Origin of the sequence: Pseudomonas yangonensis (assembly GCF_009932725.1) — a bacterium.
GTDB classification, from domain to species: domain Bacteria; phylum Pseudomonadota; class Gammaproteobacteria; order Pseudomonadales; family Pseudomonadaceae; genus Aquipseudomonas; species Aquipseudomonas yangonensis.
This window is the reverse complement of sequence record NZ_BLJU01000003.1, coordinates 214,671-231,721: the sequence shown is the minus strand read 5'-3', so window position 1 is coordinate 231,721 and position 17,051 is coordinate 214,671. Positions and strand designations below refer to the sequence as shown.

Here is a 17,051-nt window from a genome sequence, read left to right as displayed (position 1 = left end):
GGTCCACGCTTCGCCTGAGCCGGGCCCGACGCGTCGCTGGTGCGTGGCGTTCCATGCATGGGCAAGTCCGTTGGCGAAGCGCCGCCGCTTTTTGTGAAGCGGGCTTGTTGTCGAATAGAGGGCTGGGACCGCTGGTCACTCCCGAACCAATCGAAACCCCAGGTTGCTCGGTGGCACGCCCACCGAGCAGGCGCCGCTGATCGGATCGCGGACAAAGTCGGAAAGCCCACTGGGGTGTTGCCCCGCAGCGATGCGGATGCCGCAGAAATCGCCCTTGCCGAAGCAGCTGTCGGTCCACTCCCAGATATTGCCGGCAACGTCCAGCAGCCCGTTGGCGTTGCTGCCCTGACTGCCGAAGGCCAATGGCCTCGGGTCCAGCGGTTTGCGCCGGGACTCGCGCTCGTACTCCGCCAGCCAGCGCTGCGCCGGGTTGCGGGCGTCGTCGAAGACCTGTGCCGGAGTGTCCTGGAATGCCTCGCCAGCAGCCAGGACCCACTCTGCGTAGGTCGGCAGACGATGAACCACGCCCGTGCGCTGGGTCAGCCACTGGGCGTAGGCGCTGGCGTCCATCCAGCTGACTCCCACGACGGCCAGATCGGCAGCGGCGGCCTCGCGCAAGTCGCCATCCAGGGGCAGGCAGGCGTTGGCCGCGACGCATGCCGCGTACTCCGCCTGGCTGACCTGGCGACGCATGATGGCGAAGCCGTCGCTGTGCTGTTCGAAGGCGGCACCGCTGGCATCGACGGCCTGGTACCGGGCGGTGCCGGCGGCGATTCGTACCCAGTCGTTTTCGTCGATGCCGCTCGTCTGCATACAGCCGCCGAGCAGCAGCGCACCCACCAGCAGTGCTCTCATCGCCATGCCCTTACTTCGCCGTGATCGGGCCGGGGGCCTTGATCTGCTTCATCAGGTCATCGTTCCACTCGCCTTCCACCTTGACGTGGCCGGCAGCGCCCAGCTCCATCGCCTCGATCAGGTTGTGGTTGACGTAGGCGTACACGCCCGGCTGCTTGAAGGTGTAAAGCGCCGCACCGGCGGAGCCTCCGCGGATGAACCAGGTTTCCAGATTCTTCTCCGGCGGGTTGTCGAACTTGCCGGTTTCCCAGACCCAGTCCCCGTGGCCGCCGATCAGATGCGGGCGGGTGTCGCGGTTGGCCTGCGAATGGATGAACAGCACGGTCTCGCCAACCTTGGCGGTCAGAGCACCGTCACCGGTCAGTGCACCGACCTTGCCGTTGAACACCACATGGGTCGGGATCAGGGTACGCATGGCGTCGCGCGAGTCCTGGAAGCTGGAGCCAAGGTCGGGGTAGTCCTTGTATTTGCCGTCCTTGTCCTTGGGAATGTACAGGTCGAATTCGCCGATGGTGTAGGCGCGGTCGTAGTGCAGCGGCTTGCCTTCCGGGTCCTTGAGACCGTCGCGCGGTAACACCATCAGGGTGCCGCTCATGCCGGCGAGCACGTGCCAGGCGACCATGCCTTCCGGCGCGCAGTGGTAGACGAAGGTGCCGCTGCGGTCGGCCTTGAAGCGCAGCACCACTTCTTCGCCCGGTGCCACCTGGGTCAGTTTGGCGCCGCCCAGCGCGCCGGTGGCGGCATGGAAGTCGATGTTGTGCGGCATGCTGTTGCTGGCCGGGTTGACCAGGGTGAGCTCCACGTAGTCGCCCTCGTGCACGACCATGGTCGGGCCGGGCATGGAGCCGTCGAAGGTCATGGCCTGCAGGGTGGTGCCCTGGCCGTCGATGACCATCTTCTTCTCCTCGATGGTCATGCGGAATTGCACCACCTTGGGCTTGCTGCTGGTGGCCTGCTCATGTGCATGGACCTGTGGCGGCGCGACCAGGTTGACCTTGACCCGCTCCAGGCCATCGGTGGTGTCGGCCAGCAGCGAGGTGCTGGTGAAGCTCAGGGCGATGGCGCTGGCGATCAGTAACGGTTTGAAGCCTTTCATGCTGTGTTCCCTTTTATGGTTGGCTGGAACCATTTCAGGGCAAGGCATCTTCGCCTTCTTTGTCCTGGAACAAAGAAGCGGCGGGCAGCGACAACTTACCGCAGCGGCTGGCGCAGGCTACGCGCTACGATCAGCACATCCGTCGCATTACCCGAATTGATGCCTTATGCCACCCGAACTCGAGCTGATCGCACGTCTGCCACTGTTCTCGCCCTTGAGCGACAACGAGCTCGAAGACGCCGTGGCGCATGCGCAGCAATGCGATGTCCTGACGGGAGATTTCGTCTTCCAGCAGGGCGAGCCCGCCCGGCATTTCTTCTTTCTGCTCGGCGGCCATCTGCAGATTTCCCAGCTGACCCCTGCCGGCGAGCGCGTGGTGGTGCGCTACGTGTGCGCCGGCGAGCTGTTCGGCATCGCCCGCGCCATGGCGCTGAGCCATTTCCCGGCATCAGCCGTCGCGGTGGAGAACAGCAGCGTGCTGCGCTGGCCGTCGGCGCAGTGGGCGTCGCTCAGCCGGGTTTGCCCGCACTTGAACGATCATGTGGTGCGCGCGCTCGGGCAGCGCCTGCAGGACGCCCACCAGCGCATCCGCGAGCTGTCCACCGAGCGCGTCGAGCAGCGCCTGGCGCACGCCCTGCTGCGCCTGGCTCAGCATTCGGGGCGCAGCACCGGCAACGGCGTCAGCATCGATTTTCCCCTGTCGCGTCAGAACCTTGCGGAAATGACCGGCACCACCCTGCACACCGTCAGCCGTCTGCTCAGCGCCTGGAAGGAGCGCGGACTGCTGGAACTGGGGCGTCAACATGTGGCGCTCCTCGACCTGGACGGCATCGCCCGCTATGCCGAACCCCCGGAGACAGAGCATGCTCAGTAACACCACCGCGACCCGAATGATCGCCTCGTCGGGCAGCCAGGAATCGTCCCGGGTGCAGCATCGCGTTCATCACCAGATTCTGCGCAGCCACCACCTGTTCGAGCCAATGGCCGACGAACAGCTGGACGAGCTGCTGGCCGACAGCCAACTGCTCAATCTCGACAAGGGTGACATCCTGTTCATGCAGGGCGAGCCGGCGCACGCGTTCTTTTTCGTGATCTCCGGCGCGGTGAAGATCTACCGCCTGACCCCGGATGGCCAGGAAAAGGTCTTCGAGGTGATCGGCGAGCGCAACACCTTCGCCGAGGCGATGATGCTGATGGATACCCCCGACTACGTGGCCTCGGCCCAGGCGCTTGGCCCGACTCAGCTCTACCGCTTTGCCAATGCCACCTACATGCGGCTGCTGCAGGGCAACTCGCGGCTGACCTTCGCCCTGCTTGGCAAGCTGTGCATTCGTCTGCACCAGCGCATCAACGAGATCGAAACGCTGTCGCTGAAGAACGCCACTCACCGCGTGGTGCGTTACCTGCTCACCCAGCTGGCGCGTAGCGAAAGCGACGAAGTGGAACTGCCGATGGCCCGGCAACTGATCGCCGGGCATCTGTCGATTCAGCCCGAGACCTTCTCGCGCATCATTCGCCGCCTGATCGACGAACAGATCATCACCCAGCAGGCGCGGGTCATTCGCATCCTCGACCGGCAGCGCCTGGAGCAGTTCGAGTAGCGCCATGAGCACCCGCACCTGCCTCTACTGCCAACGCCCACAATCTGCCTCCGCGCAGGAGTGCGGCGACTGTGGCATGCCCTTGCCCACTCACCAGCCACAGCTGCGCCGGCAGCGGCGCTTCCTGTGGTTCTGCATTGGCCTCACGCTGTTCTGCGTGGTGATGATGCTGTGGCTGCCGCGTAGCGTCTGAGCGGCGTCCGGCAGTCACTCCATCTCGAAGAGTCCATCGCGCAGCTGCGCGCCGCCCAGGCGCTGGCGGATGTCGTCGTCGATCCGTGCGTCGTCCGGTGCGTAGAGCATCAGCTGACGATAGGCATTGACCCGGTTGATCTCGTTGCCCAGGTACTGCCAGACCACGCGGGTGCAGGCCGGGGTGCGGCGGTCGCCGCTGGATACGCCGGTCTTGATGCCGTTGAGGCGGATGATGCGGCTCTTGAAGCTGGGAATCAGGATGGTCTGGCTCATCTCGTTGCCGGTGAGCGACTCGTAGTCCACCAGAAACAGGCGGTCTTGCAGGAAGAAGGCCGTGCCCAGGTAGCGACAGCGCACCCAGTCCTCGCTGCCGCCGCGGGTGGATTCCTGGCGTTCCTGGCGCTCCTGGCGTTCGAACAGGTAGTTGCCGCGCTCCTCGCGCAGGTGCACCAGCGACAGCAGCACGTGCCCCGGCACCGACATGCAATTGGAATATTCGAAGTAGTAGCCGCAGTAGCGCTCCATCGGGCTGGCCTGCCGGCGCAGTGGGGTGAACAGCTCCAGCAGCGGATCACTGCTACTCTGAACCGGTGCATCGCCACTGCGTGCACCGATCAGGCGGGAGAACTGCTCGGCCGGCATGGCCAGCTCGAAGGGCTCGACGCCGAAGAAATCGCAGATGCGCTTGAGGTTGTGGGTGGTCGGGCGGCTCTGCCCGACCAGGTAGCGATTGAACTGTGCGCGGTTGATCGACAGCTTGCGACACACCTCGGCAATCGAGCGGTAATGGCTGCAGAGCAGTTTCAGGTTGGCGCCGAGGGAATCGGACATATGGCCGCTCCAGCTGATGCGAATGACGCGATTTTAGCATCAACTCGCGTCATCTAGCCGCGACCTGCGAAATTGCCCGACGAGGCCTCTATCACGAACCATTCCAATCCGCCCGGCGGGGCGTATTCCCCATTCAGAACAACAAGAGAGAAAGCCTCCCATGCTCGATCTTCTCAATGACCTCATCTGGAGCAAGCTGCTGATCGTGATGCTGATCGGTCTCGGTCTGTACTTCACCATCGCCTCGCGCTTCGTCCAGCTCCGCTACTTCGGCCGCATGTTCCGCATCTTCAGCGAAGCGTTGCAGCGTCAGCCGGGCCAGCTCAGCTCGTTCCAGGCCCTGATGCTGTCGGTGGCCGGCCGCGTCGGTGCCGGCAACATTGCCGGTGTGTCGGTGGCGATCATGCTCGGAGGTCCCGGCGCCATCTTCTGGATGTGGGTCGTGGCGCTGGTCGGCATGGCCACCAGCTACTTCGAGTGCTCCCTGGCCCAGTTGTACAAGCGTCGCGAAGCCGATGGCGGTTACCGCGGTGGCCCGGCGTTCTACATCCAGCACGGCCTCGGTCAGCGCTGGCTGGGCATCGTCGTGTCGATCCTGCTGCTGGTGACCTTCGGCTTCGGCTTCAACGCCGTGCAGTCCTTCACTGTCGCCAGTTCGCTACATGACACCTTCGGTATCCCTACCCTGGCCAGCGGCGTCGCCCTGACTGTGGTGATCGGTCTGATCATCTTCGGCGGCATCAAGCGCATCGCCCAGTTCGCCGACGTGCTGGTGCCGGCCATGGCCTTCTCCTACATCGCCATGGCAGTGCTGGTGATCGGCATGAACATCGCTGAGGTGCCGGCCACCTTCGCCCTGATCTTCAAGAGTGCCTTCGGCCTCGAGCCGGCTTTCGCTGGCGGCATAGGCGCGGCCATCATCATGGGCGTCAAGCGTGGCCTGTTCTCCAACGAGGCCGGCCTGGGCAGTGCGCCGAACGTGGCCGCCGTCGCCGAGGTCAAGCACCCGGCGGCACAGGGCATCGTGCAATCGCTCAGCGTGTTCATCGATACGCTGGTCCTGTGCAGCTGCACAGCGCTGATCATTCTGCTGTCGGGTGTCTACCAGCCGGGCATGGAACAGGCCGGCGTGGTCCTGACCCAGAGCGCCATCGCGGCCGTCGTCGGCGAATGGGGCCGGGTATTCGTCAGCCTGGCGCTGCTGCTGTTCGTCTTCACCACGCTGATCTACAACTACTATCTGGGTGAGAACGCGCTGGGTTTCTTCAGCCAGAAGCGCGGCCCGGTGATGGTCTATCGCGTGCTGGTGGTTGGCCTGGTGCTGTGGGGTTCGGTGCAGGATCTGGGCACCGTGTTCGCCTTCGCCGACGTGACCATGGGGCTGCTGGCGATCTGCAACCTGATCGCCCTGGCGCTGCTGTTCAAGGTAGGCCTGCGCCTGATGCGCGACTACGACGGCCAGATCAAGGCGGGTATCGAGTCGCCGGTGTTCGATGCCAAGCAGTTCGCTGATCTGGACCTCGACCCCGCCGTATGGGGCAATCAGTCGAGCAATGCCGCCGATCTGGCGGAGTTCGGCAATCGCACTCACCAGCGTTGATTGATTCAGACGAAGGAAAGGGGGCAAGGCCCCCTTTTTCTTGGCCTGCCAACTCTGGCAGCCATCCTTAGGCAGCCGCGGCGACGCTGCGCTTGCCCGTGAATTGCGAGGAGAGCCCATGGCGACCCCAGAAAAACTCTTGGTGCTGTACACCGGTGGCACCATTGGCATGCAGATGAGCGCAGACGGCCTGGCCCCGGCCTCGGGTTTCGAGGCGCGCATGCGCACCCAGCAAGCCAGCGAAAACGCCAGCGAGCTGCCGCAGTGGAGCTTCCGCGAGCTGCTGCCGCTGATCGACAGCGCCAACATGAACCCGGGCCACTGGCTGGCGCTGCGTGACGAAATCGTCACGGCCGTGGAAACCCGCGGCCATGATGCGGTGCTGGTGCTGCACGGCACCGACACCCTGGCCTACAGCGCCGCAGCGCTGAGTTTCCTGCTACTCGGCCTCAATGTGCCGGTGGTGCTGACCGGCGCCATGCAGCCGGCCGGCGTGGCCGGTGGCGATGCCTGGCCCAACCTGTTCGGCGCCATGCGCGCGCTGCATCGTGGCGTGGCGCCGGGGGTGCACCTGTATTTCAACGGCCAGCTGCTGCATGGCGCGCGCTGTTCGAAGCTGCGCAGCGATGCCTTCGATGCCTTCCAGGTGCTGCCGCGGCTGCGGCAGGCCGAGCATGTCGGGATCAGCGCCCTTATCGACTACCGCCAGGTGCGCGAGCGGGTGAACCTGGCCGTGCTGCCGCTGCATCCGGCCGTGCAGGCGGGCCACCTCAGCGCCCTGCTCGACAGCGGCGTGAAGGGCGTGCTGCTGGAATGCTACGGCAGCGGTACCGGCCCTGCCGGTGATGCCGAGCTGATGGCGGTGCTGCGCGATGCGCATGCGCGCGGCGTGGTGCTGGCGGCGATCAGCCAGTGTGCGCAGGGGCATGTGCAGTTCGGCGTGTACGCCGCCGGCAGTCGTCTGGCCGAGGTCGGCCTGGTCTCCTGCGGCGGCATGACCCGCGAGGCGGCACTGGGCAAGCTGTTCGCCCTGCTCGGCGCCGGATTGACGCAAGCCGAGGTGGAGCACTGGCTGGCGCGCGATCTCTGTGGTGAGATGAGCGACTGACCCACCTGCCCAAACAGAGGAAGGACGATGAGTATCGAAATCCGCCCTGTAGTCGCTGCCGATCATGAAGCCTGGTTGCCCTTGTGGCAGGGCTACCAGCGTTTTTACATGACCGATATCCCGGCCGAGACCGGCGCCCTCGCCTGGCAGCGCTTTCTCGACCCCGCCGAGCCCATGGGCGCTGCACTGGCCTGGCGCGGTGACCAGGCCGTCGGGCTGGTGCACTGGGTGATCCATCGCTCGACCTGGACCACCGGCGATTACTGCTACCTGCAGGACCTGTTCGTCGCCAAGGGCGAGCGTAGCGGCGGGATCGGCCGCAAGCTGATCCAGCACGTCTACGACCAGGCCCGCGCCAACGGCTGCTCGCGGGTGCACTGGCTGACGCATGAGAGCAACAGCCAGGCCAAGCTGCTGTACGAGCGCATCGGTGAGCGCTCGGGGTTTGTGCAGTACCGCAAACTCTTATAGCCGGCCTCAGGGCCGCCGCGCGATGAAATCGATCTCCACCAGCGCGTGGCGCGCCAGGCCGGTGGTGCCGATGCAGGTGCGCGCCGGGCGTTTGCCTTCGGGGAAATAGCCGGCGTAAACCGCGTTGAAGCGTGCGTAGTCTCGATAGAAATCGGTGAGGAAGGCGCGCGCCGACACCACGTTTTCCAGGCCCAGGCCGAGCTCTTCGAGCACCACCAGCAGGTTGTCGAAGGTCTTGTGCGTCTGAGCCTCGATGCCTTCGGGCAAGGGTGACTCTTCATTGCCCGGATCGATGGGCAACTGGCCGGTGATGAACACCCAGCCATCGGCTTCGCAGGCGTGGGAGAACGGCGCTACTGGCGCGGGCGCAGCGGCGAACAGGTGGTATTCGGGCATCGACATGGGCACTCCTGGTCTTCGAATCAGCGGCCGCACGAAGGTGCGGCCTGCTGCGACCATAGCCTAGAAAATCGACCAGCCGATGCGCTGACTGAGCAGCTCCAACGCCTTGATGCCGGCCAGCGAGTTACCAGCGGCGTTCAGCTCGGGCGACCATACGCAAACGCTGAAACGCCCCGGCACGACGGCGACGATGCCACCGCCGACGCCGCTCTTGCCCGGCAGGCCGACGCGGTAGGCGAAGTTGCCCGCCTCGTCGTACAGCCCGCTGGTGGCCATGATGGCGTTGATCTGCTTGCTCTGCCGGGGCGACAGCACCTGTTCGCCGCTGTGCTTGCAGAAACCCTGGTTGGCTAGGAAGCCGAAGGCGCGCGCCAGGTCGACGCAGCTCATGCGCAGCGCGCAGCAGCTGAAATAGCTGCGCAGCACGGCCTCGACTTCATTGTGGAAATTGCCGAACGATTGCATCAGATACGCCGCCGCCGCGTTGCGCGCGCGGTGCTGGTATTCCGACTCGGCGACATGGTTGTCCACCGTCACCTCGGGGTTGCCCGACAGGCGCCTGACAAAGTCGCGCATCGACAGCGCCGGTGCGGCGTAGCGCGACTGATTGATGTCGCAGATCACCAGGGCGCCGGCGTTGATGAACGGATTGCGCGGCTTGCCACGCTCGAACTCGAGCTGCACCAGCGAGTTGAACGGCTGGCCGGACGGTTCGTGGCCCAGGCGCTGCCAGATCGCCTCGCCGCTGTGACCGACGGCCTGCACCAGGCTGAAGACCTTGGAGATGCTCTGGATCGAAAACGGCGTGCGCGCATCACCGGCCACATGCAGCTGGCCATCGTTGCCGTATACGGCGATGCCCAGCTGATCGGGCGCCACGCTGGCCAGGGCGGGAATGTAGTCGGCCACCTTGCCCTGGCCGATCAGCGGGCGGACTTCATCGAGAATTTCGTTCAACAGCGCTTGCATGTTCGGGCTCGCGAGTAGGCCGGGGAGCGTCCCGGCATGTCAGTGCTAGACGCCAGCGGACGAAATGGAATCACAGGCTTTGGCTTGCCCTGAGCGGCCAGCGCCCCTAGGCTCGGTCCTCCCCTGTCGCAGGCGTAGTTCGATGTCCACCGTTCTCAATGTGCTGTTGCCGATCTTCGGCCTGATTCTGGTCGGATTCGTCTGTCGGCGCAGCAATCGTCTGGGGCCGACTGCCGCGTCGGAAATGAACCGCTTCGTGGTGTGGTTGGGGCTGCCGGCGCTGCTCTTCAGCCTCACCGCCAAGGCCGACTGGGCGCACATCTGGCAGCCCGGTTTCCTGCTCGCCTTCACCGGCGGCATGCTCGCGGTGTTTCTGGTGACCCTGGTGTATCGCTGGAAAACCACCGGCAACCTGGTCGACGCCAGCATCGATGGGCTCAGCGCCGGTTACGCCAATACCGGCTATATCGGCATTCCGCTGTGCGTGCTGGTGCTCGGCGAGGATGGCATGGCCCCTGCGCTGATCGCCTCGCTGCTGGTGGTCTGCGTGCTCTTCGGCCTGGCGGTGGTGTGCATCGAGGTGGGCCTGCAGAGCAACAAGGGCGTGGGCGGCGCCATCGTTCAGGTGGTCATGGCGCTGTTGAAGAACCCGCTGGTGGTGGCACCTTTGCTCGGTGCGGCCTGGGCGTTGGGTGGTGTGCAACTGCCGGCGGCGCTGGACGAATTTCTGCGCCTGCTCGGCGCCGCCACCGTGCCCTGTGCGCTGGTCTCGCTGGGCTTGTTTCTGGCCCAGCGGCAGAGCGGGCCGAGCGAAGGCGCCTGGCCGCTGGTGGCCCTGAAGCTGGTGCTGCAGCCGTTGATGACCTGGTTCATCGCCTTTGTGCTGCTCGACCTGCCATCGTTCTGGGCACACGCCGCGTTGTTGTTAAGCGCGCTGCCTACCGGCACCGGGCCGTTCATGCTTGCCGAGTATTACCAGCGCCAGGCGGCGCTGGTGTCGCGGGCAATTCTGTTTTCCACCCTCGGCTCGCTACTGACCTTGACCCTGATCCTGCTGGCGATCAGCCCTTGAGCTGAAGCTCCACGCCCAGTTGCTGCGAAAGGCAGGGCCAGCGTCGCCAGGCCGATGCGGTATCCGGTGCGGCCAGGCGCTCGCGGTAGGCCTGCACCGAGGGTTGGTCGAAGCTGGCGTCATCGAGCATGCCGGCCAGCGCGTGATGCACGGCTTCGTCGAGCTGGTTGGCGAAGGGCTCGCCGATCAACTGATGCGCGATCAGATTGGCGCGGGTGGTATCCAGCGGAATCAACGGCTGGCCCAGGTGGGCGATATAGCGGTCGTTGACCTCCTCCACCAGGCGATGCGCCAGATAGGCTTCGTCGAGCAGGCCCTGCAGACCTTCATGGCCCTCCATGAGCGCGGGCGGTTGCACAAAGAACTGCTCGGCTATCTTCAGCACGGGTTTCACCGCCGCCTCGATTCCCGCTTCGCGCGCTACCTCGGCAGCGGCGTCGAGTACATCCGGCACTTCCTCGATATAGGCGATGACGAAAGCCGTCAGCGCCCCCGGTGCGTCGTCCTCGGGCAAGCGGATGGAAGGATGCAGCCGATCCAGCTGAGCCTGCAGCTGGCGCGCGAGTGCATGGCTGGTGGTTTCTTGCTGACGTGCGTGGACGATCAGTTGGCGAAGGGCTGCGGTGTTCATGACTGCTCCTATCTTTCAGGACATGAAGGTGAACCTTAGCCGTCTCGTTGAGTCGACTAAGACGCGATTGTCATAACTTTTTCATAGTTATGCGAGTCCGCTATAACCACGTGCCCTGGGAGGGGTCAATCCCGCAGCAGCCGGGGCGTTTAGGACAAGGCATGCGGGGCATCGGCCATTTCTCGTTGCACGTTGCGGGCTGAAAGTCGCCGTCTATACTCGATTTCGAAAGGCAGTACCTGATGGAACCGGACGGGCTAAAGGCACGGAAAGGTTTCGGCAGCAGTAGCCAGCAGTTCAGCCTGGTATGCGGACAGCAAGTCCGCAGTCCACGGTCAATGGCAGTCGATCCCTTAGCCGCAGGCTCAGCCGGCGGGATAACAAGAACAATCAAGGGGAACCCGCAATGATGCGACATCCACGAGTCTGGATGGGCCTCCTGCTGTGGCTGGCATTAGGCTCGGCGCACGCCCAGTGGACGGTCAACATGACGCCCGGTGTAACCGACGTCAGCCGCTCCGTGTTCGACCTGCACATGACCATCTTCTGGATCTGTGTGGTGATCGGCATATTGGTGTTCGGCGCCATGTTCTGGTCGATGATCATGCACCGCCGCTCCACCGGCCAGGAGCCCGCGCACTTCCACGAAAGTACCACCGTCGAGATTCTCTGGACCGTCGTGCCGCTGGCCATTCTGGTGGTGATGGCGATCCCGGCGACCAAGACGCTGATCGAGATCTACGACACTTCCGAGTCCGAACTGGACATCCAGATCACCGGCTACCAGTGGAAATGGCATTACAAGTATCTTGGCCAGGACGTCGAATTCTTCAGCAACCTGACCACGCCGCGCTCGCAGATCAACAACCGCGAAGCCAAGGGCGAGCACTACCTGCTGGAGGTCGATGAGCCGCTGGTGGTGCCGGTCGGCACCAAGGTGCGCTTTCTGATCACCGCTGCCGACGTCATCCATTCCTGGTGGGTGCCGGCGCTGGCGGTGAAGAAGGACGCCATTCCCGGCTTCATCAACGAATCCTGGACCCGCATCGAAGAACCGGGCATCTACCGCGGCCAATGCACCGAGCTGTGCGGCAAGGACCACGGCTTCATGCCCGTGGTGGTCGAGGCCAAGTCCAAGGAGGACTTCGATGCCTGGCTGGCCGAGCGCAAGCAGGCTGCGGCTGCCGAGCGCGAGCTGACCAGCAAGGAATGGACCATGGAAGAGCTGATGGCGCGCGGCGAGAAGGCCTACAACACCTCCTGCGCAGCCTGCCACCAGCCTACCGGGGAAGGCCTGCCGCCGATGTTCCCGGCGCTCAAGGGCTCGGCCATCGCAACCGGGCCGGCCGAGGGGCACATCGACATCGTCTACAACGGCAAGCCGGGCACCTCCATGGCCGCCTTCGGCAAGCAGCTGTCGCCGGTCGACCTGGCCGCCATCATCACCTACGAGCGCAACGCCTGGGGCAACAATGTCGGTGACATGGTCACGCCCAAGGACATTCTCGATTTCTCCAAGGCGCAGGAGTAAGGACATGAGTGCAGTGATCGACCACGGTCATACTGACCACCACCATGGCCCGGCCAAGGGCCTGATGCGCTGGGTGCTGACCACCAACCACAAGGACATCGGCACGATGTACCTGTGGTTCAGCTTCTGCATGTTCCTGCTGGGCGGCTCGATGGCCATGGTCATCCGTGCCGAGCTGTTCCAGCCGGGTCTGCAGATCGTGCAGCCGGAATTCTTCAACCAGATGACCACCATGCACGGCCTGATCATGGTCTTCGGCGCGGTGATGCCGGCGTTCGTCGGCCTGGCCAACTGGATGATCCCGCTGATGATCGGCGCGCCGGACATGGCGCTGCCGCGGATGAACAACTTCAGCTTCTGGCTGCTGCCGGCGGCCTTCGGTCTGCTGGTTTCGACGCTGTTCATGGAAGGCGGCGGCCCGAACTTCGGCTGGACCTTCTACGCGCCGCTGTCGACCACCTACGGGCCGGAGAGCACCACCTTCTTCATCTTCGCCATTCACCTGATGGGCATCAGTTCGATCATGGGGGCGATCAACGTGGTTGCCACCATCCTCAACCTGCGTGCCCCCGGCATGACCCTGATGAAGATGCCGCTGTTCGTCTGGACCTGGCTGATCACCGCCTTCCTGCTGATCGCGGTGATGCCGGTGCTGGCCGGTTGCGTGACCATGATGCTGATGGACATCCACTTCGGCACCAGCTTCTTCAACGCCGCCGGCGGTGGTGATCCGGTGCTGTTCCAGCACGTGTTCTGGTTCTTCGGCCACCCCGAGGTGTACATCATGATCCTGCCCGCCTTCGGTGCGGTCAGCTCGATCATCCCGGCCTTCGCGCGCAAGCCGCTGTTCGGCTACACCTCGATGGTCTACGCCACCGCGGCGATCGCTTTCCTGTCGTTCATCGTCTGGGCGCACCACATGTTCACCGTCGGCATCCCGCTGACCGGCGAGCTGTTCTTCATGTACGCCACCATGCTGATCGCCGTGCCCACCGGGGTGAAGGTGTTCAACTGGGCCAGCACCATGTGGCAGGGCTCGATGACCTTCGAGGCGCCGATGCTGTTCTCGGTGGCCTTCGTCATCCTCTTCACCATCGGTGGCTTCTCCGGGTTGATGCTGGCCATTGCACCGTCGGACTTCCAGTATCACGACACCTACTTCGTGGTGGCGCACTTCCACTACGTGCTGGTGCCGGGTGCGATCTTCGGCATCTTCGCCTCGGCCTATTACTGGCTGCCGAAGTGGACCGGCCACATGTACGACGAAACCCTGGCCAAGCTGCATTTCTGGATGAGCTTCATCGGCATGAACCTGGCGTTCTTCCCGATGCACTTCGTCGGTCTGGCCGGTATGCCGCGGCGTATCCCCGACTACAACATGATGTTCGCCAACTTCAACATGGTTTCCAGTATCGGCGCCTTCATGTTCGGGGCTACCCAGCTGCTGTTCCTGTTCATCGTCATCAAGTGCATCCGTGGCGGCAAACCGGCGCCGGCCAAGCCCTGGGACGGTGCCGAGGGCCTGGAGTGGACGGTGCCGTCACCGGCGCCCTATCACACCTTCAGCACGCCGCCGGAAGTGAAATAGGAGGTCTGCCGTGAGCGAGGTCATCGCGACGCGTCGCTTGGTTACCCGTCTGCTGCTCGTGGTGGTGGTGATGTTCTGCTTCGGCATCTTCGTTCTGCCACCGTTCTACGACGCCATGTGCCGGGTGTTCGGCATCAACGGCAAGACGGCCGGGGCCTATCAGGGCGAGCAGTTGGTGGACGAGCAGCGCCAGGTGCGCGTGCAGTTTCTCGCTACCAACGCTGCCGGCATGGTCTGGGAGTTCGGCCCACAGGCCGACGAGATCCTGGTTCATCCGGGTGAAGCGCGCGACATGCTGTTCGTCGCTTACAACCCCAGCGACAAGCCGATGACTGCGCAGGCGATCCCCAGCGTATCGCCTTCGAAGGCGGCGGCCTTCTTTCACAAGACCGAGTGTTTCTGCTTCACCCAACAGGTGCTGCAACCGGGCGAGCGCATCGAGATGCCGGTGCGCTTCATCGTCGACCGCGACCTGCCTCAGGACGTGAAACACCTGACTCTGGGCTACACCCTGTTCGATATCACCGAACGCAAGGCGCCAGTGGCTCAGGCGACCCTTGCCCGGGCGACTCCATAAGGAGAACAACAATGTCGAGTCACGAAAGTCACGAAAACTATTACGTACCGGCGCAAAGCAAGTGGCCCATCGTCGCCAGCATCGGTCTGCTGGTGAGCTTCTACGGTATAGGCACCTGGTTCAACGACCTCTCGGCCAACCGGGAAAGCTCGAATGGGCCGATGATCTTCTTCGTCGGTGGGCTGATTCTGGCCTGGATGCTGTTCGGCTGGTTCGGCAACGTCATCAAGGAAAGCCGTGCCGGTCTCTACAGCGCGCAGATGGACCGCTCGTTCCGCTGGGGCATGAGCTGGTTCATCTTCTCCGAGGTGATGTTCTTCGCCGCCTTCTTCGGTGCGCTGTTCTACATCCGCGCCTGGTCTGGCCCCTGGCTTGGCGGCGAGGGCGACAAGGGCATCGCCAACATGCTCTGGGAAGGCTTCGAATACAGCTGGCCAATGCTGCAGAACCCCGATTCCAAGCTGTTCCCGCCACCGAGCGGGGTGATCGACCCCTGGCATCTGCCGTTGGTCAACACCATCTTGCTGGTGTCCTCCAGTTTCACCATCACCTTCGCCCATCATGCCCTGAAGAAGAACCACCGGGGCCCGCTCAAGGCCTGGCTGGCTGCGACCATCGTACTGGCCCTGGCGTTCCTGTTCTTCCAGATCGAGGAATACATCGAAGCCTACACCGAGCTTGGTCTGACGCTTGGCTCGGGTATCTATGGCGCGACTTTCTTCATGCTCACCGGCTTTCACGGGGCGCACGTCACGCTGGGCACCATCATTCTGATTGTGATGCTGGTACGCATCATGCGCGGACATTTCGATCCCGATCAGCACTTCGGGTTCGAGGCGGCCGCCTGGTATTGGCACTTCGTCGACGTGGTCTGGCTCGGCCTGTTCATCTTCGTTTACGTCTTGTAGGGCAGTGTCACCAGGTGACGTGAGAGACCAGTTGCCCTGAGTAGAAGCCCCAGGCAATCAGGGCAACGGTGATGGCGGTCAGGCCGACACGGACAGTCAGAGCGCCTACCACGCGGCAACCATGGCCTTCGTCCTTGACCAGGAAGAACAGGCCGCTGAACAGGCTGGCGAGAGTGGCCAGCAGCATGAGGATGATCGCGGCCTTGAGCATGCGAGACTCCGGGGGATTGAAGTGATGCGATGCAGTATAGCCAGCAACCCCGATCGTAACGGCAAGGTGCAATGAGCGCCTTCCGCCCCGGTTGGCTGCCCAGCCTGCTGGTCGCCCTGCTGCTGCCGGGCCTGATCTGGCTGGGCTTCTGGCAGTTGCAGCGCGGCGATGAGAAGCGCCAGCTGCTGGCCAGTTTCGAGGCGCGGCGCCAGGCCGAGCCGGTCAGCCTCGAGCAGCTCGAACCCGTGCGTGATCCGGCTTACCGCCGCGTCCAGCTGCGCGGACACTTCGACGATGAGCACAGTCTTCTGCTCGATAGCCGCGTCCGCGATGGCCACGCTGGGGTCGAGTTGCTGCAACCCTTCTATGACCAGTCCAGCGGCCTCTGGGTACTGATCAACCGCGGTTGGCTGCCCTGGCCGGACCGCCGTACAACGCCGCAATTCGATACCCCGGATGGCGTGCTGCAACTCACGGCCTGGATTTACGTCGCTCCTTCTGGCGGTCTGAATCTGCGCTCCGGCGCGGCGACCGATGGCTGGCCGCGGCTGATCACTCAGGTCGAGGCCGAAAGCCTGTGGCAGCAGCTCGGCCGCGGCGGGTTGCCCTTTGAGGCGCGCCTGGAACCTGGGCCGGCCAGCTATCGCGTCGACTGGCCGATCGTGGCCATGGGCCCGAGCAAGCATCTGGGCTATGCGGTGCAATGGTTTGCCCTGGCCGCCGCGCTGCTGGGCCTGTTCATCTATCTCGGAATTCACAACGCACGGGAGGGTCGTCATGAACCCAGCCATCGCCATGCCTGAAGCTCCGCGCAAGGGCCGTGGGCGCCTGCAGCTGCTGTTGATCCTGGCCATTGCCGTCGGGCCCATGTTACTAGCCAGTGCCATGTACCAGTGGCGCTTCTGGGTGCCGGAGACGCGCAGCTATCACGGTGTGCTGATTGGCGACGGCCGCACCCTGGCCGACCTGGGCGTGCAGGGTGAGGTTGAGCCCGGTTGGCAGATTATGGTGACGGCACCGGGCGCGTGCGAGGCGGACTGTCAGCAGTTGGTTTATCTGGCGCGGCAGATCCAGATCGGCCTCAACCGCGAAACCTCTCGTGCCAGCCATGGTCTGGCGCTGGCCGAGCCGCTGCCGGCCGACTACGACGCGACGCTCAAGCGCGAGTACCCGCAGCTTGGGCGCTATCAACTGGATCTGCAGGCCTACGACAAGGCCGCCGAGGCGGTGCCCGGTGCGCAGCTGTGGCTGGTCGACCCGCACGGCAATCTGGTGCTGCGTTATCCGGCCGGCAGCAACGGCAAGGCGATTCTCGATGATCTGCGCTATCTGCTGAAAATTTCCCTGATCGGCTGACGCTTCGTCCTGTCCATATCGACAGCGCGCCAAGCCCAGTGCCCAAGGA

20 protein-coding genes are annotated in these 17,051 nt (G+C 64.0%); 13 read left to right on the top strand and 7 right to left on the bottom strand.

Annotated elements, in window-relative coordinates:
- Positions 1 to 135 precede the first annotated feature (135 nt).
- Together GYB81_RS06685 and nirK are read right to left on the bottom strand one after the other, a co-directional pair.
- Positions 136 to 861, bottom strand: coding sequence for a formylglycine-generating enzyme family protein (locus GYB81_RS06685; RefSeq protein WP_233787496.1), 726 nt, complete (start codon positions 859 to 861; stop codon positions 136 to 138).
- A gap of 4 nt (positions 862 to 865) precedes the next feature.
- Positions 866 to 1,951 carry a copper-containing nitrite reductase gene (gene nirK, locus GYB81_RS06680; RefSeq protein ID WP_161864155.1) on the bottom strand — a complete coding sequence of 362 codons (1,086 nt, stop codon included), beginning with the start codon at positions 1,949 to 1,951 and terminating at the stop codon, positions 866 to 868.
- Between the two features lie 166 nt (positions 1,952 to 2,117).
- On the opposite strand from nirK, the gene GYB81_RS06675 reads away from it, so the two are divergent.
- From GYB81_RS06675 to GYB81_RS06665, 3 genes are read left to right on the top strand one after another with little or no spacing between them, the layout of a single operon-like run.
- Positions 2,118 to 2,825: a Crp/Fnr family transcriptional regulator gene (locus tag GYB81_RS06675; protein ID WP_161864154.1), complete on the top strand. Its 708-nt coding sequence runs from the start codon at positions 2,118 to 2,120 to the stop codon at positions 2,823 to 2,825.
- A gap of 16 nt (positions 2,826 to 2,841) precedes the next feature.
- Positions 2,842 to 3,552 (top strand): Crp/Fnr family transcriptional regulator, encoded by a 711-nt coding sequence (locus GYB81_RS06670; RefSeq protein WP_161864364.1) that lies wholly within the window; start codon positions 2,842 to 2,844, stop codon positions 3,550 to 3,552.
- Between the two features lie 4 nt (positions 3,553 to 3,556).
- The gene (locus GYB81_RS06665; protein ID WP_161864153.1) at positions 3,557 to 3,745 is read left to right on the top strand and encodes a protein DnrP; all 189 of its coding nucleotides are present in this window, start codon (positions 3,557 to 3,559) and stop codon (positions 3,743 to 3,745) included.
- Between the two features lie 14 nt (positions 3,746 to 3,759).
- Here the strand turns inward: GYB81_RS06665 and GYB81_RS06660 are convergent, their stop codons facing one another.
- Positions 3,760 to 4,578 (bottom strand): helix-turn-helix domain-containing protein, encoded by an 819-nt coding sequence (locus GYB81_RS06660; RefSeq protein ID WP_161864152.1) that lies wholly within the window; start codon positions 4,576 to 4,578, stop codon positions 3,760 to 3,762.
- A gap of 160 nt (positions 4,579 to 4,738) precedes the next feature.
- Here GYB81_RS06660 and GYB81_RS06655 point away from each other — a divergent pair, with 160 nt between their 5' ends.
- From GYB81_RS06655 to GYB81_RS06645, 3 genes are all read left to right on the top strand, one after another.
- Positions 4,739 to 6,178 carry an alanine/glycine:cation symporter family protein gene (locus GYB81_RS06655; protein WP_161864151.1) on the top strand — a complete coding sequence of 480 codons (1,440 nt, stop codon included), beginning with the start codon at positions 4,739 to 4,741 and terminating at the stop codon, positions 6,176 to 6,178.
- 118 nt (positions 6,179 to 6,296) lie between these two features.
- Complete coding sequence (locus tag GYB81_RS06650) at positions 6,297 to 7,286, top strand: asparaginase (RefSeq protein WP_161864150.1); 990 nt, start codon at positions 6,297 to 6,299, stop codon at positions 7,284 to 7,286.
- A 27-nt stretch (positions 7,287 to 7,313) separates the two neighbouring features.
- Positions 7,314 to 7,757 (top strand): GNAT family N-acetyltransferase, encoded by a 444-nt coding sequence (locus GYB81_RS06645; protein ID WP_161864149.1) that lies wholly within the window; start codon positions 7,314 to 7,316, stop codon positions 7,755 to 7,757.
- A 6-nt stretch (positions 7,758 to 7,763) separates the two neighbouring features.
- Here the strand turns inward: GYB81_RS06645 and GYB81_RS06640 are convergent, their stop codons facing one another.
- Both GYB81_RS06640 and glsB read right to left on the bottom strand, forming a co-directional pair.
- Positions 7,764 to 8,159: a RidA family protein gene (locus GYB81_RS06640; protein WP_161864148.1), complete on the bottom strand. Its 396-nt coding sequence runs from the start codon at positions 8,157 to 8,159 to the stop codon at positions 7,764 to 7,766.
- Between the two features lie 60 nt (positions 8,160 to 8,219).
- Positions 8,220 to 9,128 carry a glutaminase B gene (glsB, locus tag GYB81_RS06635; RefSeq protein ID WP_161864147.1) on the bottom strand — a complete coding sequence of 303 codons (909 nt, stop codon included), beginning with the start codon at positions 9,126 to 9,128 and terminating at the stop codon, positions 8,220 to 8,222.
- A gap of 142 nt (positions 9,129 to 9,270) precedes the next feature.
- On the opposite strand from glsB, the gene GYB81_RS06630 reads away from it, so the two are divergent.
- The gene (locus GYB81_RS06630) at positions 9,271 to 10,200 is read left to right on the top strand and encodes an AEC family transporter (protein WP_161864146.1); all 930 of its coding nucleotides are present in this window, start codon (positions 9,271 to 9,273) and stop codon (positions 10,198 to 10,200) included.
- On the opposite strand, the gene GYB81_RS06625 is transcribed toward GYB81_RS06630, so the two are convergent.
- On the bottom strand, positions 10,190 to 10,831 hold the full coding sequence (locus GYB81_RS06625; RefSeq protein WP_161864145.1) for a hypothetical protein: 642 nt from the start codon (positions 10,829 to 10,831) through the stop codon (positions 10,190 to 10,192). The two genes, GYB81_RS06630 and GYB81_RS06625, sit on opposite strands and share 11 nt — an antisense overlap.
- 406 nt (positions 10,832 to 11,237) lie before the next feature.
- On the opposite strand from GYB81_RS06625, the gene coxB reads away from it, so the two are divergent.
- The 4 genes from coxB to GYB81_RS06605 are packed head-to-tail and all read left to right on the top strand — an operon-like array spanning position 11,238 to position 15,435.
- Entirely contained in the window at positions 11,238 to 12,362 is a 1,125-nt protein-coding gene (gene coxB, locus GYB81_RS06620; RefSeq protein WP_161864144.1) for a cytochrome c oxidase subunit II, read from the top strand.
- A gap of 4 nt (positions 12,363 to 12,366) precedes the next feature.
- A complete protein-coding gene (gene ctaD, locus GYB81_RS06615; protein ID WP_090431432.1) occupies positions 12,367 to 13,950 on the top strand; it encodes a cytochrome c oxidase subunit I in 1,584 nt (527 codons plus the stop codon).
- A gap of 10 nt (positions 13,951 to 13,960) precedes the next feature.
- A complete protein-coding gene (locus GYB81_RS06610; RefSeq protein WP_161864143.1) occupies positions 13,961 to 14,527 on the top strand; it encodes a cytochrome c oxidase assembly protein in 567 nt (188 codons plus the stop codon).
- Positions 14,528 to 14,538: 11 nt separating this feature from the next.
- Entirely contained in the window at positions 14,539 to 15,435 is an 897-nt protein-coding gene (locus tag GYB81_RS06605; RefSeq protein WP_161864142.1) for a cytochrome c oxidase subunit 3, read from the top strand.
- A gap of 7 nt (positions 15,436 to 15,442) precedes the next feature.
- On the opposite strand, the gene GYB81_RS06600 is transcribed toward GYB81_RS06605, so the two are convergent.
- On the bottom strand, positions 15,443 to 15,646 hold the full coding sequence (locus GYB81_RS06600; protein ID WP_161864141.1) for a twin transmembrane helix small protein: 204 nt from the start codon (positions 15,644 to 15,646) through the stop codon (positions 15,443 to 15,445).
- A 71-nt stretch (positions 15,647 to 15,717) separates the two neighbouring features.
- Here GYB81_RS06600 and GYB81_RS06595 point away from each other — a divergent pair, with 71 nt between their 5' ends.
- Both GYB81_RS06595 and GYB81_RS06590 read left to right on the top strand, forming a co-directional pair.
- Positions 15,718 to 16,449 (top strand): SURF1 family protein, encoded by a 732-nt coding sequence (locus tag GYB81_RS06595; RefSeq protein WP_161864140.1) that lies wholly within the window; start codon positions 15,718 to 15,720, stop codon positions 16,447 to 16,449.
- Positions 16,424 to 17,002 carry a PA_0111/PP_0108 family redox-active disulfide protein gene (locus GYB81_RS06590; protein WP_161864139.1) on the top strand — a complete coding sequence of 193 codons (579 nt, stop codon included), beginning with the start codon at positions 16,424 to 16,426 and terminating at the stop codon, positions 17,000 to 17,002. The genes GYB81_RS06595 and GYB81_RS06590 overlap by 26 nt, the downstream gene beginning before the upstream one ends.
- The last annotated feature ends 49 nt before the right edge of the window (positions 17,003 to 17,051 follow it).

What these genes read in the sequence shown, in the direction of transcription:
- GYB81_RS06685 (WP_233787496.1), bottom strand. Translation starts at nt 861, where the DNA reads ATGGCGATGAGAGCACTGCTGGTGGGTGCGCTGCTGCTCGGCGGCTGT.
- nirK (WP_161864155.1), bottom strand. Translation starts at nt 1,951, where the DNA reads ATGAAAGGCTTCAAACCGTTACTGATCGCCAGCGCCATCGCCCTGAGC.
- GYB81_RS06675 (WP_161864154.1), top strand. Translation starts at nt 2,118, where the DNA reads ATGCCACCCGAACTCGAGCTGATCGCACGTCTGCCACTGTTCTCGCCC.
- GYB81_RS06670 (WP_161864364.1), top strand. Translation starts at nt 2,842, where the DNA reads ATGATCGCCTCGTCGGGCAGCCAGGAATCGTCCCGGGTGCAGCATCGC.
- GYB81_RS06665 (WP_161864153.1), top strand. Translation starts at nt 3,557, where the DNA reads ATGAGCACCCGCACCTGCCTCTACTGCCAACGCCCACAATCTGCCTCC.
- GYB81_RS06660 (WP_161864152.1), bottom strand. Translation starts at nt 4,578, where the DNA reads ATGTCCGATTCCCTCGGCGCCAACCTGAAACTGCTCTGCAGCCATTAC.
- GYB81_RS06655 (WP_161864151.1), top strand. Translation starts at nt 4,739, where the DNA reads ATGCTCGATCTTCTCAATGACCTCATCTGGAGCAAGCTGCTGATCGTG.
- GYB81_RS06650 (WP_161864150.1), top strand. Translation starts at nt 6,297, where the DNA reads ATGGCGACCCCAGAAAAACTCTTGGTGCTGTACACCGGTGGCACCATT.
- GYB81_RS06645 (WP_161864149.1), top strand. Translation starts at nt 7,314, where the DNA reads ATGAGTATCGAAATCCGCCCTGTAGTCGCTGCCGATCATGAAGCCTGG.
- GYB81_RS06640 (WP_161864148.1), bottom strand. Translation starts at nt 8,159, where the DNA reads ATGTCGATGCCCGAATACCACCTGTTCGCCGCTGCGCCCGCGCCAGTA.
- glsB (WP_161864147.1), bottom strand. Translation starts at nt 9,128, where the DNA reads ATGCAAGCGCTGTTGAACGAAATTCTCGATGAAGTCCGCCCGCTGATC.
- GYB81_RS06630 (WP_161864146.1), top strand. Translation starts at nt 9,271, where the DNA reads ATGTCCACCGTTCTCAATGTGCTGTTGCCGATCTTCGGCCTGATTCTG.
- GYB81_RS06625 (WP_161864145.1), bottom strand. Translation starts at nt 10,831, where the DNA reads ATGAACACCGCAGCCCTTCGCCAACTGATCGTCCACGCACGTCAGCAA.
- coxB (WP_161864144.1), top strand. Translation starts at nt 11,238, where the DNA reads ATGATGCGACATCCACGAGTCTGGATGGGCCTCCTGCTGTGGCTGGCA.
- ctaD (WP_090431432.1), top strand. Translation starts at nt 12,367, where the DNA reads ATGAGTGCAGTGATCGACCACGGTCATACTGACCACCACCATGGCCCG.
- GYB81_RS06605 (WP_161864142.1), top strand. Translation starts at nt 14,539, where the DNA reads ATGTCGAGTCACGAAAGTCACGAAAACTATTACGTACCGGCGCAAAGC.
- GYB81_RS06600 (WP_161864141.1), bottom strand. Translation starts at nt 15,646, where the DNA reads ATGCTCAAGGCCGCGATCATCCTCATGCTGCTGGCCACTCTCGCCAGC.
- GYB81_RS06595 (WP_161864140.1), top strand. Translation starts at nt 15,718, where the DNA reads ATGAGCGCCTTCCGCCCCGGTTGGCTGCCCAGCCTGCTGGTCGCCCTG.
- GYB81_RS06590 (WP_161864139.1), top strand. Translation starts at nt 16,424, where the DNA reads ATGAACCCAGCCATCGCCATGCCTGAAGCTCCGCGCAAGGGCCGTGGG.